Consider the following 15440-nt stretch of genomic DNA (forward strand, 5'->3'; position numbering starts at 1 on the left):
CCGTAGATCTTGGCGGCTGGGTCGTCTTCCACCCGTCAGCCTCGCGGCCCGGGCGGCTCACCACCCTTCCACCCGCCCACGTTGTTCCTACGCCCCATTACACGGTCAATGCCCGCGGCGCGTGCGGAAACGATTCGCTCCGCGCCGCGCCTCCACCGGGCCTCCCCACGCGCAGCGTGTGCCGAGACGGCTCGCCCCGCACCGCAACTCCCCACACCCAACCGACCCACGCCCAGCGCGTGCCGAAACGGCTCGCCCCGCACCGCAACTCCCCACACCCGGCTGGGCCCCGCGCGGCGCCGGCAGGCGGTCGAGCAGGGCGATCTAATGCGGGAACCGGCGATCACTCGCGCCGCCGGGTGGGGCGCCTCGCCCAGTGCGCACGACAACCCGCCCGGGGCACCGTCAGCGAAGCTAACCGGCCGCGCCCGTTCGCCTTGGAAAAGTGATATCACTTTGATAGCCTGAGGACATCAACGTCTGAAGGAGCCGCCATGACGGAACATCTCGACCTGCCCACCCCCCAGGTCCGCGAGCGCATCGCCCGGGGCGTCTCGGGCTGGCCGGTGCTGGCCCTGTCCGTCCTGGTGCTCGCGCTCAGCGTCGCCATCTTCGCGATCGGCGTGCAGCAGGAGAACCCGGCGGTCGCGGGCAGCCTGGTCGGCCTCAGCCTGCTGGTCGGCCTGGCCGCCGCGGTCGCCGCGGCCGGCCTCACCCCCGTCGCGCCCGGCGAGGCCCGCGTCCTGCAGCTCCTCGGCCGGTACACCGGCACCGTGCGCACGGACGGGCTCCGCTGGGTCAATCCGATCACCGCCCGGCGCAGGATCTCCACCCGCATCCGCAACCACGAGACCGACGTGCTCAAGGTCAACGACGCGGACGGCAATCCGATCGAGATCGCCGCGGTCGTCGTCTGGCAGGTGGAGGACACCGCCCGCGCCGTCTTCGAGGTGGACGACTTCATCGAGTTCGTCGCCATCCAGACCGAGACCGCCGTGCGGCACATCGCCAACAGCTACTCCTACGACTCCCACGACACCACCCAGATGTCGCTGCGGGACAACGCCGACGAGATCACCGCACGGCTGTCGGAGGAGATCGGCGTACGGGTCGCCGCCGCCGGCGTGAAGATCATTGAATCCCGGCTGACCCGGCTCGCCTACGCGCCCGAGATCGCCCACGCCATGCTCCGCCGGCAGCAGGCGAACGCCATCGTCGCGGCCCGTACCCGCATCGTCGAGGGTGCGGTGGGCATGGTGGAGATGGCACTGATCCGCCTCGCCGAGAAGCACGTCGTCGACCTCGACGAGGAGCGGAAGGCGGCGATGGTCAGCAACCTGCTGGTGGTGCTGTGCGGCGACCGGGACGCCCAGCCCGTGGTCAACGCGGGCACGCTCTACGCCTAGCCCGATGGCTGCCGAACGGAAGAAACTCCTCCTCCGGCTCGACCCCGCGGTGCACGACGCGCTCGCCCGCTGGGCCGCGGACGAGTTCCGCAGCACCAATGCCCAGATCGAGTACCTCCTGCGCAAGGCGCTCGCCGACGCCGGCCGGCTGCCCGGGGGCGTCGGGCGGATGCGCGGACCCGGCCGGCCCCCCGCCACCCCCGACCCGGAAGAAGAGTGACATGGCCGTACCCGACAGCCTGCCCCAGCGCATCTTCCTGCTGGCCCACGACCCCGACAAGGGCCGGGTCCGCCTGGGCACCAACCTGGGTGCCATGCTGCGCGCCGCGGCCCTCGCCGACCTCTACCTCAGCGGCCACCTCACCGACGAGAACGGCCGCGTCGCCGTCCGGGCCCGGGAGCCCCGCCACGATCCCGTCCTGGACGCATTCCTCGACGAGATCGCCGGTGGCCGGCGGCGCAAGTGGCACTCCTGGATCGGCCGCCGCCACCGGGCCACCGTCCGCGCGGTACGCCGGCAGCTCGGTGACGGCGGCTGGGTCCGCCTCCAACCCCGCAAGGTCCTCGGCCTGTTCCCCGTCACCACGGTGACCATCCGCGACCCCCGCGTCCGCAAGGATCTTCTCGGCCGGGTCAACGCCGCCCTGCACAAGCCGGTCGACCGGGTCGCCGACGCCGACGCCGCACTCGTGGCCATCGTCGCCGTCGGCAACCTCCGGCTCGTCCTCGACCGCCGGACCAAACGCGCCAACAAGCGGCGCATCCGGGAACTCACCCAGCTCAGCGGACCGATCGGCTCAGCGCTGCGACGGTCCATCGAGGACGCCGCGGCCGCCGCCTAGGCCGAAGGCGCTCAGCACCCCGCGGTACGGCTTGCGCGGCGGCGCCGCGTACTCCCCGCGCGGCGACGTCCGCACCCCGGTCCGCACCAGCGCCTCCACCAGCGCGACCCCGGCCGCCACCCCGTCGATCACCGGCACGCCCAGTTCGGCCGACACCGCCGCGCACCGGTCCGCCAGGCCGGCGCAGCCGAGCACCACGACGTCGGAGCCGTCCCGGTCCAGCGCCTCGCGGGCCCGCTCCACCACCCGCTCGAGCACCGTCGGGTCGTCCTCCAGCGCGAGCACCGGCAGGTCGCAGGCGTGCACGCCGCGGCAGGCGCCGGCCGGGACGTACCGCCCGGCCAGGTCCCATGCCCGGCCCCGGGTCCGGTCCAGGGTGGTCACCACGCTGAAGCCGCGCCCGACCAGGGTGGCCGCGTGCATCGCGGCCTCCGCGATGCCGACCACCGGCGCCGTCGCCCGCTCCCGCGCCGCGTCCAGCCCGGGGTCGCCGAAGCAGGCGACGACGAATCCGTCCGCGCCGGCGCCGTCGGCCACCGCGGCGAGCACCCCGGGTACGGCGAGCGCCTCGTCGTAGTGGCTCTCGATGGAGGCCGGTCCCATCGCCGCGGTGACCGCCTCGATCGTGGTGCCCGGGCCGGCGGCGGCCCGGGCACTGCGTTCGATGGTGGCGGTCATCGACGCCGTGGTGTTGGGGTTGACCACCCTAATGCGCACGGGCCCGCAGCTTCGTGGTCAGCGCCAGGTACCCGGCGAAGCCGAGGCCGCACCCGATGAACCAGCTGTACTGGGCGGTGGTGTGCATGCCGGGCCCGCCGGTCCAGAGCACCGGGACCATGGCGACGGTCGCGCCGACCGCGGTGGCGATGATGGCCGGCGGGTGGTAGCCCCTGCGGTACCAGTACCGGCCCTCGGGTCCCATGGTGAACATGTCGTCGACCACCACCGTCTGCTTGCGCACCAGGTAGTAGTCGGCGATCAGCACACCGAACAGCGGGCCGATGAACGCGCCCAGCGTCTCCAAGGTGTAGTGGATGACCTCGGGGTTGTTGTACAGGTTCCACGGGGTGATGAGCACCGAGCCGACCGCCGCGATCATGCCCCCGGCGCGCCAGCTGATCCGTTGCGGGCTGACGTTGGAGAAGTCGAAGGCGGGCGAGATGAAGTTCGCCACGATGTTGATGCCGATGGTGGCGATGGTGAACGTCAGCGCGCCGAGCACGATCGCGAACGTGCTGTCGATCCGGGACACGGTGGTCACCGGGTCGGTGATGAGTTCGCCGAAGACCGGGAGGGTCAGCGACGCGGTGACCACCACCAGGATGGAGAACACCAGGAAGTTGACCGGCAGGCCCAGCAGGTTGCCGCGTTTGACCGCGCCGAACGACCTGCCGTACCGGGAGAAGTCGCCGAAGTTCAGCATCGGCCCGGAGAAGTAGGAGACCACCAGCGCGATCGCGCCGAGCATCACCGGGATCGCCGAGGCGCCGGAGTAGCGCACCTCGCCCAGCGACAGGTTGATCTCGCCCCAGCCGGCCTTCCAGATCAGGTATCCGGTGAGCAGGAACATCACCACGTAGACGGCCGGGCCGCAGAAGTCGATGAACTTGCGGATGGTCTCCATGCCGGTCCAGAACACCGCGGCCTGCAGCACCCAGAGCAGCGCGTAGGAGCACCAGCCGAGCAGCGGCAGCCCGAGGAAGCCGTACTGGTCGACGTCGGCGTACGGCATCAGCGACGGGAACAGCTTGAGCAGCACCACGTCCAGCGCGGCGGAGGCCAGGTAGGTCTGGATGCCGTACCAGGCCACCGCGATCAGGCCGCGGATGACGGCCGGCACGTTCGCGCCGAGCACGCCGAACGCGGCGCGGTTGATCACCGGGTACGGCACGCCGGTCACCTGGCTGGGCTTGGCCACGAGGTTGCAGAAGAAGTAGACGATGGTGATGCCGGCGACCAGCGAGATCAGCACCTGCCAGCTGGACAGGCCGAGCGCGAACAGGCTGCCCGCGGTGACGTAGCCGCCGACGCTGTGCACGTCGGACATCCAGAAGGCGAAGATGTTGTACGAGCCCCAGGTCTGCCGGCGCAGCGGGGCCAGGTCCGCGTTGGTGAGGCGGGGGTCGTACCCCGGCTTGATCTCGCCCCCGCCGACCGGATGGCCGGCGGCCTCGACGACGTCCGCGGGTGTGGTGCTGCTGGAGAGCGTGTCGGCCATGGCCACTCCTTGCGGTCGCTGTTGGCCACACGCTAGGAACATGCTGTTACCTGCCGATGAGCGGAACGGTATATCTTCGCTAGTCCGCGAACAGGCCGGTGTCGCGCGGCAGCGCCTCGATGAACGACTGCAGCCGGCGGTGGTGCGCGGTGAACACGGCGATCAGCCGGTCCGGTTCGCGATTTAGGAACGCGGCCAGCATCTGCGCGTGGTCGGCGTGCAGCCGTTCCCGGCCGGCGTGGTCCAGGTGGGCCATCGGCTGCAGCGGCTCGGTCATGTTCCAGGCCGTCTCCAGCAGGTGCAGCAGCCGGCTCAACCGGCACGGGGCGATCAGCGCCAGATGGAAGCGGCGGCTCTCCCGGTGGTGCGCCCGCGCGTCGTGCGCCACCACCGCCGCGTCCAGCGCGGCGTGCGCCGCCCGGGCCCGCACGTCGTCGGCCGGGCCGGCCTCGGCCACCGCGGCCCGCAACGCCGCCGTCTCCAGGGCCTCGCGGATCAGGTAGAACTCGCCGAACTCGCGGGCGGTGAGGATGGCGACCCGGTACCCGCCGTTCGGACGGTGATCGACCAGCCCTTCGCCGATCAAGGTCATCAGGGCTTCGCGTACGGGAATCCGGCTCACCCCGAACGCGGCCGCCACCTGGTCCACCGGGATCGGGGTGCCGGGCGGCACGTCACCGTCCAGGATGCACGCGCGCAACTCGTCCAGCAGCACGCTCTGCGGGCCACCGGCGGGCCGGCCGGCGAGCCGGGACACCAGGATCGAGCGGCGTCGCGGACCCGGCATGGGCCGACCCTAGACCCGCCCGGTTATCGGCTCATTTCAGCGCGTCGGCGACCGCCGCCGATTCCATCGGCAGGGAGAACATCGGATAGTCGTACGCGATGGCGTTGTCGTGCTCCTCGGCCGACGTCGCCGCGGTGCAGTCGGTCAGGGTGATCACCCGGTAGCCGTTCTCGTAGGCGCTGCGCATCGTCGACTCGACGCAGCAGTTGGTCAGGAAGCCGCCGAGGATCACCGTGTCGATGCCCCTGCCGCGCAGGATGAAGTCGAGGTTGGTGCTGGCGAACGTGTCCAGCCCGCGCTTGCCCTCGATCACGATGTCGCCGTCGGCCGGGGCGAGGTCGTCGACGATCGCGGCGCCCCAGGTGCCCTTGACGAAGGCGTTGCCCTCGACCACGCCCTTGAGGATTCCGTACGGGTGGCGGGACAGTTCGCCGTACCCGGGGGCGAACGTGATCGGCGCGTGCATGACGGTCACGCCGGCGGCCCGGGCGGCCTCGACCAGCGCCACCGTCCTGGGCAGCATGCCGGTCTTGTCCATCACCGCGGACACCGCGCCGTGCAGCACGCCTCCGTCGGAGGTGAACTCGTTCTGGTACTCGATGAGCACGAGGGCGGTCCGGGCCGGGTCGAGCTGAAGCATCGTTCCTCCAGGGACGGCTTGATCACGAAGTGTGCCGAAGTGGTCACCCTTCGCCATGCAAGCAGGTGGCCGACCGGCAGGCAAGCTCCCCGCGGCCGGCGCGTGGCACTTTCGGACTACGGCCGCGGCGCCGGAATCGGTCCTCGGACCGGCGCGCCGCGGGCATCCCGCACGCGAGGGTGGAGGACGTCCCTGACCCCTGCGGAAAGCGAACCCGACCATGCGCAAGGTTCTGCTCATCATCCTCGCCGTCGTCCTGGTGCTCTGCGGTGTCGGCGGCTACTACGGCTACCGCGTCTTCGACATCGGGCGGGACTTCCTCGCCGCGACCATCACCCAGCAGCAGTTCGACGCGCAGGCGGTGGGCACCGCGGAGACCTCGGTGCGGGCCGCGCTTCCGGCGCCGCTGGAGATGACCGAGGCCGACATCTACGACGGGAACGACGCCGCCCGGCAGGGCCGCCCGGACGGCGCATCCTGCATGTACTACGGGGTCAAGCCGCTGGACAGTGCGCGCGAGGGGGAGCTCCCGGTATTCCGGTTCTGCTTCCAGGGCGGCAAACTGACCGAGAAGAAGAAGATCATTCTGAATGGGTGATGACGATGCTGCCGGGTCCGCGGGAGACGGCGCAACGCTGGTGGCGTGCCGTCCGGTCCGCGGGCCCGGGCCGGCTGACGTACGAAGGCGTACTGGCCGTGGCCGTGGCCGCGGTCTCCGTGCTCGTCTCCTGGTGGCTCGACGACGGCTCACCGGCGTGGATCGCGGCGAGCGCGGCGGCCATCCTCGTGCTGGTGCCGCTGCGCCTGGTGTTCCCGGCCGGGACGCTGCTCGCCGCGACCGCCCTGGGCGCCGCCGAGCCCACGACGAACCTCCTGCTCGTGGTGCTGTGCTTCTCGGCCGGCTACCGGATCCGCGGCACCGTCCGCACGGTCGCCGTGTTCGCCGTGGTGCTGCTCGCTCCGCTGGCCGCGGACCTGGGCACCACCGTGGACGGCGGGACCGGCGTCTGGATCCTGGCCCTGGCCGGTTTCCTGGTGGCGAACGTGCTGCCGGCGGTCGTCGGGCGGGTGGTGCGCCAGCGCCGTCAACTGCTCGACCTGCTGCAGGAACGCAACGTCCACCTGCGCAACGAACAGGGCGCGGTCGCGGACCGGGCCCGCGCCCGCGAACGGGCCCGGATCGCCGGCGAGATGCACGACTCGCTGGGCCACCGGCTCACCCTGATCTCGATGTACGCCGGCGCGCTGCGCTCCGCCACGGACCACCCGGACGCCACGGTGGAGGTGCTGCATCAGGCGTCGGTGACGGCGATGGCGGAACTCCGGCAGATCCTCGGCGTCCTGCGGCACGACGAGGACGACGGGCCCGCCGAAGCCTCGGCTCTGGACGCGGTGGAGGACCTGGTCGCCGGCGCCCGGTCGGCCGGCGCACGGATCGAGCTGACCCGGACCGGTGCGCCGGTGGGCCTGCCGCCGATGGTGGAGCACGCCGCGTACCGCACGCTGCAGGAGGGCGTGACCAACGCGCTGCGGCACGCCCGCGGCAGCACCATCCGGATGACCGTGCGCTACGAGCCGGACGCGCTGGTCGCCGAGGTCGTCAACGGTCCCGGCGCCCCGGCCGGCACCCCGACCGGCGGCCAGGGCCTGTACGGGCTGGCCGAACGCGTGCACCTCACCGGCGGGCTGCTCTACCACGGCCGGGAAGCCGACGGCGGGTACCGCCTCGCCGCCACGCTGCCGCTGGACGTACGGACGCCGGAACCGCACCTGCCGCCGCCCGACCCGGCGGACGCGATGATCGACGACCTGCACCGGGCCGCCCGGCGCCGGTCCCGCCGGTGGATCGCGGCGCTGGCGCTCGGTTCGCTGGCGGTGGTCGGACTCTGCTTCGGCGGTGGCGTGCTGCTGCTCCGCCAGCAGACGGTGAGCGCGGAGACGTTCGCGTCGCTCCGGGTCGGCGACGCCGAGGACCGGATCCGGGCGCGCCTGCCGGAACCGTCGGCGCCGGCGCCCGGCAGCCCGGCCGGCACCACCTGCCTCGACTACTCCGCCACCCCGCAGACGCCGCTGGGCGCGACGGACGCCTACTACCGGCTCTGTTTCCGCGACGGGGTACTGATCACCAAGGAGGGCGTCCGCCGATGACCGCCACCCCGAAACCGATCCGGGTCCTGGTCGCCGACGACGACGAACTCATCCGCGCCGGCATCGGTCTGATCCTGAGCCGGGTGCCCGGCGTCGAGGTGGTGGCCGAGGCCGTCGACGGGCAGCAGGCGATCGACCTGGCCGTCCGGCACCGCCCGCAGGTGGTCCTGCTGGACATCAAGATGCCGGTGCTCGACGGCCTGGCTGCGCTGCCCCGCCTCCGGGCCGGCTCGTCCGCGGCGGTGATCGTGCTGACCACGTTCGGCGAGGCGCAGTACATCGCCGAGGCGGTCGGTGCGGGCGTGGCCGGTTTCGTGCTGAAGAGTTCCGCCGCCGAGGAACTCGAGCCGGCGATCCGCGCCGCGGCGTCCGGCGACGCCTACCTCTCGCCGCCGGTCACCCGGCAGGCGATGAGCCAGCTCCGGAAGTTCCGGCCGGGATCGGTGGCGTCCGCGGCGTCCCGGCTCGCCCAGCTGACCGACCGGGAACGGGAGGTCCTGGTATCGGTGGGGCGGGGCCTGTCGAACACGGCGATCAGCGAGGAACTGTTCATCTCGGAGAGCACCGTGAAGACCCACGTGAGCCGGATCCTGCTGAAGCTGGAGTGCGAGAACCGGGTGCAGGCCGCGCTGCTCGTGCACCAGGCCGGCCTGCTGCGCTGAGGCACGGCCGGCCGGCCCGTCCGCCCTCAGCGGAAGCGGTCGGCCCGGGCCCGATGCGCTGGCTACGCTGGCGGGACCCCTCAACCCGGTGGAGGCCACGGTGGAGCTGCGACACGACCCGATGCGCTGGCAACCCGCCCCGGACCGCTCCCCCGAGCCGTGGCCACCGGGACTGCCCGGCGGGCTGCAGGCCGGCCCGGGACTGCCCGGCTGGCTCGAGGAGCGACTGTTCGACCAGCGCATCGTCATGATCCGCGGCCCGCTCACCACGGTGGCCGCCACGCAGGTCGCGGCCGCGCTGCTCACCCTGGACGCGACCGGTCCGGCGCCGGTGCAGCTGCACGTGGCCAGCTCGGCCGGTGAACTCGGCGCCGCACTGTCCGTGGTGGACGTGATGGACTCGCTGGCCGCGACGGTGCACGCCACGGTGACCTCGGAGGCCGGCGGCGCGGTGCTCGCGGTGCTGGCCGCGGCGGAACGCCGTTCGGCGTACCGGCACGCCCGCTTCAAGCTGGCCGAGCCCCGCGCGGCCGGGCTGACCGGCACCGCCGACGAGGTGGCCGCGGCCGCCGGGCAGCACCTGCGCGAGCTGGAGGAGGTCGTGCTGCGCCTGGTCGCGGTCACCGGCCAGACCCGCAGCCGGATCGAGGACGACCTGGCGTCCGGCCGCAGCCTGTCCGCCGCGGAGGCGCGCGACTACGGCCTGATCGACACCGTGGTCGGAGACGACGCACGCGGGCCCTCCTGACCAGGAGGACCCGCGTGCGGTGAGCCGGAACTTACTCGGCGACCTTGACACCCATCGAGCGGGCGGTGCCGGCCACGACCTTGACCGCGGCGTCGAGGTCGTTCGCGTTGAGGTCGGGCAGCTTACGCTCGGCGATCTCCTTGACCTGGGTGGCACTGAGCGTGCCGACGGTCTGGGTCGCCGGGTTCGACGCGCCGGACTGGATCCCCAGAGCCTTACGGATCAGGAAGCTGGTCGGCGGCGTCTTGTAGGTGAGCTGGTGGCTGCGGTCCTCGAAGACGCTGACGACGACCGGAATGATCTCGCCGCGGTTCTTCGACGTGGCCTCGTCGTACTCGACCTTCACGGCCCGCATGTTCGCGCCGGTCGGACCGAGCATCTTGCCGAGGTCGACCATCGCGGCGTTACCCGCCTCAAGCGCGAGGGTTACCTCATGGGTCTTCTTCTTGGGCGGCATTACGCAAAAGCTCCTTAGTGTGTGCTGCACGGGCCGAATACAGGGAGCTCGCCAGCAGCTGTACGCACGACAACCCCGAGACCTTACTACCGCGCCGGTTTCCGGGTCAAAACGGCGGCCTTGGTGCTCGGCAGCGGGCCTGGGTCTCGGGTTCCGCCGACAAGTGTAGCCCGCCCGCGACGTTCCCGGCCGAGTGCCCCGGCCCCGCCTCAGCCACTGGTCAACGACAGGTCGTCGGCGAGGAACCACTCCCCCGCGTCCAGGTCCTTCGCATACACCGCCAGCGACAGGCTACCGCCCGACTTCACCGCCTTGACCTGCACCGACACCTGCTGCCAGCCGGTCGTCACGGCCTTGAGCGTGCCGGTGCGGTCGGTCACCGCCGCGCCGCCGGACGTCCACTCCCGCAACCGCACCACGACCTGCTGACCGACCGATCCCGGCCGCACCCACACCGACGCCGTGTACCGGGTGCCCGCCACGGTCCGCCGTACCCACCGGGGCTGGTCCTTGAAGCCGCTGGACAGGTTGTTGGCGCCGCGGCCGGCCGCGACCCGGACGCAGGCCCGGCCGGTGCGCGCGCCGGTGGTCACCCGGCCCACGGTCACCGACGCGGCCGGGCCGTGGCGGCCGCTCCAGCCCGCGAGGTCGGTCTCCAGACCGGGATTGGAGATCCACTCCTGGACGGGTACGGGCGTCCCGGACGGCCCCGGACCCGGCGGTGTGGGGCTCGCCGTGGGGCCCGGGCCGGTCGGCGTGGGCGCGGGCGTCGGAGCCGGCCCGGTCGGCGCGGGCGTGGGCGCCGGGGCGGGACCGGCCGGTGCCGGGAACGTGGTGGACCAGACCGTGTCGCCGTACCCACAGGTGGCCTTGGTCCCCAGCTTCGGCCCGCACACCCAGCGCAGCGACAACCGGCCCGCCCCGGCGTCGTAGTCGCCGGCGAGCACGCCCAGGTGGCTGAACCGCAGCAGCGACCCGGCGGCCGGCGACGGCAGGCTCACCGTGCCCTGCCCGCCGCCCGCGTTCGTGACGTGGGTCAGGCCGTGTACCGGCCCGAACACCTCCAGCGCGTGCACGTGGTGGGCCAGGTTCAGCACGTACTTACCGTCCGCACGCCCCGGCGCCGGGCTGTACCGCCGGGCCAGCGCGTCCAGCGCCGACCGGACCGCCGGATCCCAGCCGTTCGTGTTCAGGCTGGAGTACGCCGGCCGGTGCCCGTAGGTGATCACGAAGTCCACCTCCGGGTCCGCCTGCGCCCGCGCCAGCAGGGCGTCCGCGACCGGCTGCCAGTCCGCCATCGCGCCCGGCCACATCTCGGGGTAGCTGACGAACAGCACCCCGCCGGCCCGGAACCAGCCCCAGTCCTCACCCCGGCAGGTGTTCACCGACCCGGTGTACGGGCAGCCCGGCGCCGTCACCCGGGTGGGCGTGTCGAGCGCCAGCGTCTGCGGATTGGTCAGCTCGCTGCGGCCCTTGTAGTTGGCCAGCGAGTCGCGCGGCGTCCCGGCCGGCGCACCCGCGGTCGGCGACCCATACTCATGGTTGCCCCACACCGGCTGGAACGCCGCCCCGAGCGACCAGGCCTGCTGGTCGACGTAGTACGTGTGCACCGCCGCGGCACCGCACACGTTGGCCTCGGAGATGTCCCCGCCGTGCGTGACGAAACGCGGCGCCAGCCGGGCGATCAGCGCGTGCACGTCGGCCACCCACGGCTTGCACAGCGTGCTGGCCGTGTCGCCCACGTCGACCCAGCGGAAACTGCCCAGCGGCGCGGTCCGCAGCACGTGGTCGGCGCCGTCGGAGATCCGGTAGTGGTAGGCGGTGTCCGGGGCCAGGCCGGTCAGCTCCACCTCGCGGAACGGCCCGCCGGAATCCACCGGCAGGATCGCCGGCGCACCGGCCACCGCCTGGAAACCGTGCGCGGCGGTCGGCCCGTACTCGATGGTCGTCGCCGCGCCACGCCAGTTCACCACCACCGACCCGGGCGTCTCGCCGTACGAGTAGTGGATCTCGTCGACCGAGTCCGCCCCGGCTCCGGCCGGGGCGGCGTGCAGCAGCGCCGCGACCAGCCCGGCGACCACGGCCGGCACCACGCGCGGAGAGCCCATGGCATCATCCGAGCACCGCCGCGACGACCGCCGCACCGGAACCGGAGGGCCGCGGCCCATCGGCCGACCCGGCACCGGCCCCGGCGGCACGACTCCATCGACGACCGGGCCGAATCTCCGGGTCCGGGACGAGGCCGCCGCCGGTCGGCGTACGCTGCCCCGAATCCCCCTCCGGACGACCGCGAACGTGACGCAGGTGATTCCACCCCGGGGCGCAACAGCAACCCGGGCCGGGGACAATGGTGCCATGCAGACCCGCACCGACCTCCGCAACGTCGCCATCATCGCTCACGTCGACCATGGCAAAACCACCCTGGTCGACGCCATGCTGCGGCAGGGCGGACAGTTCCACGCACGCGCCGAGATGGGCGACCGTGTGATGGACTCCATGGACCTGGAGCGGGAAAAGGGCATCACCATTCTCGCCAAGAACACCGCGATCAGCTACCGGGGCACCGACGGTGAGAACGTCGTCATCAACATCATCGACACGCCCGGCCACGCCGACTTCGGCGGCGAGGTGGAACGCGGCCTGACCATGGTCGACGGCGTCGTCCTGCTCGTCGACGCCAGCGAGGGGCCGCTCCCGCAGACCCGGTTCGTGCTCCGCAAGGCGCTCAAGGCCCGGATGCCGATCATCCTGGTGATCAACAAGGTGGACCGCCCGGACGCCCGGATCAAGGAGGTCGTCGACGACACGTACGAACTCTTCCTGGACCTCGACGCCGACGAGCACCAGATCGAGTTCCCGATCGTCTACGCCTGCGCCCGCGACGGCGTCGCCTCGCTGACCGAGCCCAAGGACGGCACCGTCCCGGAGGACAGCGACACCCTGGAACCGCTGTTCAAGACGATCCTGGAGACCATTCCGGCCCCGACCTTCACCGAGGACGCGCCGCTGCAGGCGCACGTCGTCAACCTCGACGCGTCGCCGTTCCTCGGCCGCCTGGCGCTCTGCCGGGTACGGGAGGGCACCATCCGCAAGGGCCAGACCGTGGCCTGGTGCCGCACCGACGGCACCATCGACAAGGTCCGCATCTCCGAGCTGCTGATGACCGAGGGCCTCGAGCGCAAGCCCGCCGAGCAGGCCGGCCCGGGCGACATCATGGCGGTGGCCGGCATCCCGCAGATCATGATCGGCGAGACCCTGGCGGACGCGGAGAACCCGATCCCGCTGCCGCTGATCACGGTCGACGAGCCGGCCATCTCGATGACCATCGGCACCAACCAGTCGCCGCTCGTCGGCCGGGTCAAGGGCGCCAAGGTCACCGCGCGCATGGTCAAGGACCGGCTCGACAAGGAACTGGTCGGCAACGTGTCGCTGCGCGTGCTGCCCACCGAACGCCCCGACGCCTGGGAGGTGCAGGGCCGCGGCGAGCTGGCCCTCGCCATCCTGGTCGAGCAGATGCGCCGGGAGAACTACGAGCTCACCGTCGGCAAGCCCCAGGTCGTCACCCGCACCATCGACGGCAAGGTGCACGAGCCGGTCGAGCGCCTCACCATCGACGCCCCCGACGAGTACATGGGAGCGATCACCTCGCTGCTGGCCACCCGCAAGGGCCGGATGGAGCAGCTGGTCAACCACGGCACCGGCTGGATCCGGATGGAGTGGCTGGTGCCGGCCCGCGGGCTGATCGGCTTCCGCACCGAGTTCCTCACCGAGACCCGCGGCACCGGCATCCTGCACCACCTCTTCGAGGACTACGAGCCGTGGTTCGGCGAGCTGCGTACCCGCAACAACGGCTCGCTGGTCGCCGACCGGGCCGGCGTGGTCACCGCGTTCGCCATGACCAACCTGCAGGAACGCGGCACGCTCTTCGTCGAGCCGACCACCGAGGTGTACGAGGGCATGATCGTCGGCGAGAACTCCCGCTCCGACGACATGGACGTCAACATCACCAAGGAGAAGAAGCTGACGAACATGCGTCAGTCGACCTCCGACGAGACCGAGAAGCTGATCCCGCCGCGCAAGCTCTCCCTGGAGCAGGCACTGGAGTTCTGCCGCGAGGACGAGTGCGTCGAGGTCACCCCCGTCGCGGTCCGGATCCGCAAGGTGGTGCTCGACCAGCAGACCCGCGGTCGCGCGGCGGCCCGCCGCAAGCACGCGCAGTAGCACCAACCACAGGGGGTACGGCTGACGCCAGCCGTACCCCCTTTTTGGGCTCAGCGCGTGGCGTCGTGGCGGGCCTGGGCCTCCTGCAGCGCCGGCGCGTTGGCGCCGAACCAGTGGATGAGCGCGCACAGCGGCCCGGCGAGGTCCGCGCCCAGAGCGGTCAGCGAGTAGGTGACCTGCGGCGGCACCGTCGGCTCCACGGCCCGGTGGACCAGGCCCGCACGCACCAGCGCCTTCAGATTGTGCGACAGCATCTTCTGACTCACCCCCTCCACCCGGGTGGCCAGCGCCGAGAAACGGTGCGGTCCGGTGACCAGTGCCGCCAGGATCAGCGTCGCCCATCGCGTCATCACCTGGTCCATGACGGCACGGCCGGGACAGTCTCGGGCGAACGTGTCGCGGGTAAGCAACGTGCGCGCGGTCTCCAGCGTTTCGGCCTGATGGGTCACCGTCATGCCAGGAGCTTACGAAAAGGTGCCTTCTTTCCGAAAGAGAGTGCGGTGCCTAGCGTCGTGGTCGAGGCGGGACGGACCCGCCACTCAGACGGGGAGCACCATGGGAACTCTGACCGGACGCAGCGCCGTGGTCACCGGCGGCGCCAAGGGCATCGGGGCGGGAATCGCGCGGTCGCTGGCCGCGGCCGGCGCCCGGGTGGTGGTCAACTACGTGTCGGACGCCGAGGCGGCCGGCCGAGTCGTCGCCGGCATCGAGCACGCCGGCGGCCGCGCCATCGCGGTGCCGGCCGACATCCGCCGGCCGGACGACGTCGAGCGGCTGATCGGCACCGCCGAGAGCACCTTCGGCGTCCCGGACGTGCTGGTGAACAACGCCGGCGTGTACGGTTTCGGCCCGCTGGAGGCGATGACCCCGGAAGAATTCCACCGCCAGATCGACACGAACCTGCTCGGTCCGTTCCTCACCATGCAGGCGTTCGCCGGGCGGGCCCGGCCGGGCGCCTCCGTCGTCAACATCGCCACCGCCGGCATCTCCACGACCCCGCCGTACACCTCGCTCTACACCGCCACCAAGGCGGCGCTGGCGGCGGCGACGTCGGTGCTCGCCAAGGAACTCGCGCCCCGCGGCATCCGGGTGAACGCGATCGCGGCCAGCCCGTCCGACACCCACGGCACCCGCGCCATGGGCTTCGTCGGCTCCCCGGCCGAGGCGGAGGCGGTCGCCGGCATCCCGTTGGGGCGTCTCGGCGTACCCGAGGATGTGGGCCCGGTCGTCGCCTTCCTGGCCTCCGACGACGCGCGCTGGATCACCGGCGACGTCATCTTCGCCTCCGGCGGCCAGCACTGACCTGCCGTC

16 protein-coding genes are annotated in these 15440 nt (G+C 72.0%); 9 read left to right on the top strand and 7 right to left on the bottom strand.

The genetic code is table 11. The features are described 5' to 3' along the window. The first annotated feature begins 494 nt into the window (after positions 1–494). From LDL48_RS05325 to LDL48_RS05335, 3 genes are read left to right on the top strand one after another with little or no spacing between them, the layout of a single operon-like run. Positions 495–1406: an SPFH domain-containing protein gene (locus LDL48_RS05325; RefSeq protein ID WP_225253860.1), complete on the top strand. Its 912-nt coding sequence runs from the start codon at positions 495–497 to the stop codon at positions 1404–1406. A gap of 4 nt (positions 1407–1410) precedes the next feature. Then, a complete protein-coding gene (locus LDL48_RS05330) occupies positions 1411–1626 on the top strand; it encodes a type II toxin-antitoxin system antitoxin (RefSeq protein WP_225253861.1) in 216 nt (71 codons plus the stop codon). A gap of 1 nt (position 1627) precedes the next feature. Continuing rightward, positions 1628–2248, top strand: coding sequence for a GOLPH3/VPS74 family protein (locus tag LDL48_RS05335; RefSeq protein ID WP_225253862.1), 621 nt, complete (start codon positions 1628–1630; stop codon positions 2246–2248). On the opposite strand, the gene LDL48_RS05340 is transcribed toward LDL48_RS05335, so the two are convergent. From LDL48_RS05340 to LDL48_RS05355, 4 genes are all read right to left on the bottom strand, one after another. Further along, positions 2204–2965 (bottom strand): aspartate/glutamate racemase family protein, encoded by a 762-nt coding sequence (locus tag LDL48_RS05340; protein WP_225253863.1) that lies wholly within the window; start codon positions 2963–2965, stop codon positions 2204–2206. The two genes, LDL48_RS05335 and LDL48_RS05340, sit on opposite strands and share 45 nt — an antisense overlap. Continuing rightward, positions 2955–4466: an NCS1 family nucleobase:cation symporter-1 gene (locus LDL48_RS05345; RefSeq protein WP_225253864.1), complete on the bottom strand. Its 1512-nt coding sequence runs from the start codon at positions 4464–4466 to the stop codon at positions 2955–2957. The genes LDL48_RS05340 and LDL48_RS05345 overlap by 11 nt, the downstream gene beginning before the upstream one ends. Before the next feature lie 79 nt (positions 4467–4545). Further along, positions 4546–5253 carry a GntR family transcriptional regulator gene (locus LDL48_RS05350; RefSeq protein WP_225253865.1) on the bottom strand — a complete coding sequence of 236 codons (708 nt, stop codon included), beginning with the start codon at positions 5251–5253 and terminating at the stop codon, positions 4546–4548. A gap of 31 nt (positions 5254–5284) precedes the next feature. Next, complete coding sequence (locus LDL48_RS05355) at positions 5285–5893, bottom strand: cysteine hydrolase family protein (protein ID WP_225253866.1); 609 nt, start codon at positions 5891–5893, stop codon at positions 5285–5287. Positions 5894–6113: 220 nt separating this feature from the next. On the opposite strand from LDL48_RS05355, the gene LDL48_RS05360 reads away from it, so the two are divergent. The 4 genes from LDL48_RS05360 to LDL48_RS05375 all read left to right on the top strand — a co-directional run bounded on the left by LDL48_RS05360 (position 6114) and on the right by LDL48_RS05375 (position 9451). Beyond that, positions 6114–6491 carry a hypothetical protein gene (locus LDL48_RS05360; RefSeq protein WP_225253867.1) on the top strand — a complete coding sequence of 126 codons (378 nt, stop codon included), beginning with the start codon at positions 6114–6116 and terminating at the stop codon, positions 6489–6491. Next, entirely contained in the window at positions 6491–8041 is a 1551-nt protein-coding gene (locus LDL48_RS05365; RefSeq protein WP_225254124.1) for a sensor histidine kinase, read from the top strand. Before LDL48_RS05360 ends, LDL48_RS05365 begins: the two co-directional genes overlap by 1 nt. Beyond that, on the top strand, positions 8038–8703 hold the full coding sequence (locus tag LDL48_RS05370; RefSeq protein ID WP_225253868.1) for a response regulator: 666 nt from the start codon (positions 8038–8040) through the stop codon (positions 8701–8703). The genes LDL48_RS05365 and LDL48_RS05370 overlap by 4 nt, the downstream gene beginning before the upstream one ends. A gap of 100 nt (positions 8704–8803) precedes the next feature. Beyond that, positions 8804–9451 (top strand): ATP-dependent Clp protease proteolytic subunit, encoded by a 648-nt coding sequence (locus tag LDL48_RS05375; protein WP_225253869.1) that lies wholly within the window; start codon positions 8804–8806, stop codon positions 9449–9451. A 31-nt stretch (positions 9452–9482) separates the two neighbouring features. Here the strand turns inward: LDL48_RS05375 and LDL48_RS05380 are convergent, their stop codons facing one another. Together LDL48_RS05380 and LDL48_RS05385 are read right to left on the bottom strand one after the other, a co-directional pair. Beyond that, on the bottom strand, positions 9483–9908 hold the full coding sequence (locus LDL48_RS05380) for an uL11 family ribosomal protein (protein ID WP_225253870.1): 426 nt from the start codon (positions 9906–9908) through the stop codon (positions 9483–9485). A 209-nt stretch (positions 9909–10117) separates the two neighbouring features. Next, entirely contained in the window at positions 10118–12016 is a 1899-nt protein-coding gene (locus LDL48_RS05385) for a purple acid phosphatase family protein (protein ID WP_225253871.1), read from the bottom strand. 247 nt (positions 12017–12263) lie between these two features. Here LDL48_RS05385 and typA point away from each other — a divergent pair, with 247 nt between their 5' ends. Continuing rightward, positions 12264–14129 carry a translational GTPase TypA gene (gene typA, locus LDL48_RS05390; protein WP_225253872.1) on the top strand — a complete coding sequence of 622 codons (1866 nt, stop codon included), beginning with the start codon at positions 12264–12266 and terminating at the stop codon, positions 14127–14129. 50 nt (positions 14130–14179) lie between these two features. Here the strand turns inward: typA and LDL48_RS05395 are convergent, their stop codons facing one another. Beyond that, positions 14180–14584 carry a winged helix-turn-helix transcriptional regulator gene (locus LDL48_RS05395; RefSeq protein ID WP_225253873.1) on the bottom strand — a complete coding sequence of 135 codons (405 nt, stop codon included), beginning with the start codon at positions 14582–14584 and terminating at the stop codon, positions 14180–14182. A 100-nt stretch (positions 14585–14684) separates the two neighbouring features. Here LDL48_RS05395 and LDL48_RS05400 point away from each other — a divergent pair, with 100 nt between their 5' ends. Continuing rightward, complete coding sequence (locus tag LDL48_RS05400) at positions 14685–15431, top strand: glucose 1-dehydrogenase (RefSeq protein ID WP_225253874.1); 747 nt, start codon at positions 14685–14687, stop codon at positions 15429–15431. The last annotated feature ends 9 nt before the right edge of the window (positions 15432–15440 follow it).

It is taken from the genome of Jidongwangia harbinensis (genome assembly GCF_020216025.1).
In the GTDB taxonomy this organism is placed as follows: domain Bacteria; phylum Actinomycetota; class Actinomycetes; order Mycobacteriales; family Micromonosporaceae; genus Actinoplanes; species Actinoplanes harbinensis.

Bases quoted from the DNA above. Each gene is read 5' to 3' on its own strand.
- LDL48_RS05365 (WP_225254124.1), top strand. From the start codon at position 6,491: ATGACGATGCTGCCGGGTCCGCGGGAGACGGCGCAACGCTGGTGGCGT.
- LDL48_RS05330 (WP_225253861.1), top strand. From the start codon at position 1,411: ATGGCTGCCGAACGGAAGAAACTCCTCCTCCGGCTCGACCCCGCGGTG.
- typA (WP_225253872.1), top strand. From the start codon at position 12,264: ATGCAGACCCGCACCGACCTCCGCAACGTCGCCATCATCGCTCACGTC.
- LDL48_RS05380 (WP_225253870.1), bottom strand. From the start codon at position 9,908: ATGCCGCCCAAGAAGAAGACCCATGAGGTAACCCTCGCGCTTGAGGCG.
- LDL48_RS05350 (WP_225253865.1), bottom strand. From the start codon at position 5,253: ATGCCGGGTCCGCGACGCCGCTCGATCCTGGTGTCCCGGCTCGCCGGC.
- LDL48_RS05325 (WP_225253860.1), top strand. From the start codon at position 495: ATGACGGAACATCTCGACCTGCCCACCCCCCAGGTCCGCGAGCGCATC.
- LDL48_RS05355 (WP_225253866.1), bottom strand. From the start codon at position 5,893: ATGCTTCAGCTCGACCCGGCCCGGACCGCCCTCGTGCTCATCGAGTAC.
- LDL48_RS05360 (WP_225253867.1), top strand. From the start codon at position 6,114: ATGCGCAAGGTTCTGCTCATCATCCTCGCCGTCGTCCTGGTGCTCTGC.
- LDL48_RS05345 (WP_225253864.1), bottom strand. From the start codon at position 4,466: ATGGCCGACACGCTCTCCAGCAGCACCACACCCGCGGACGTCGTCGAG.
- LDL48_RS05400 (WP_225253874.1), top strand. From the start codon at position 14,685: ATGGGAACTCTGACCGGACGCAGCGCCGTGGTCACCGGCGGCGCCAAG.
- LDL48_RS05395 (WP_225253873.1), bottom strand. From the start codon at position 14,584: ATGACGGTGACCCATCAGGCCGAAACGCTGGAGACCGCGCGCACGTTG.
- LDL48_RS05385 (WP_225253871.1), bottom strand. From the start codon at position 12,016: ATGGGCTCTCCGCGCGTGGTGCCGGCCGTGGTCGCCGGGCTGGTCGCG.
- LDL48_RS05335 (WP_225253862.1), top strand. From the start codon at position 1,628: ATGGCCGTACCCGACAGCCTGCCCCAGCGCATCTTCCTGCTGGCCCAC.
- LDL48_RS05370 (WP_225253868.1), top strand. From the start codon at position 8,038: ATGACCGCCACCCCGAAACCGATCCGGGTCCTGGTCGCCGACGACGAC.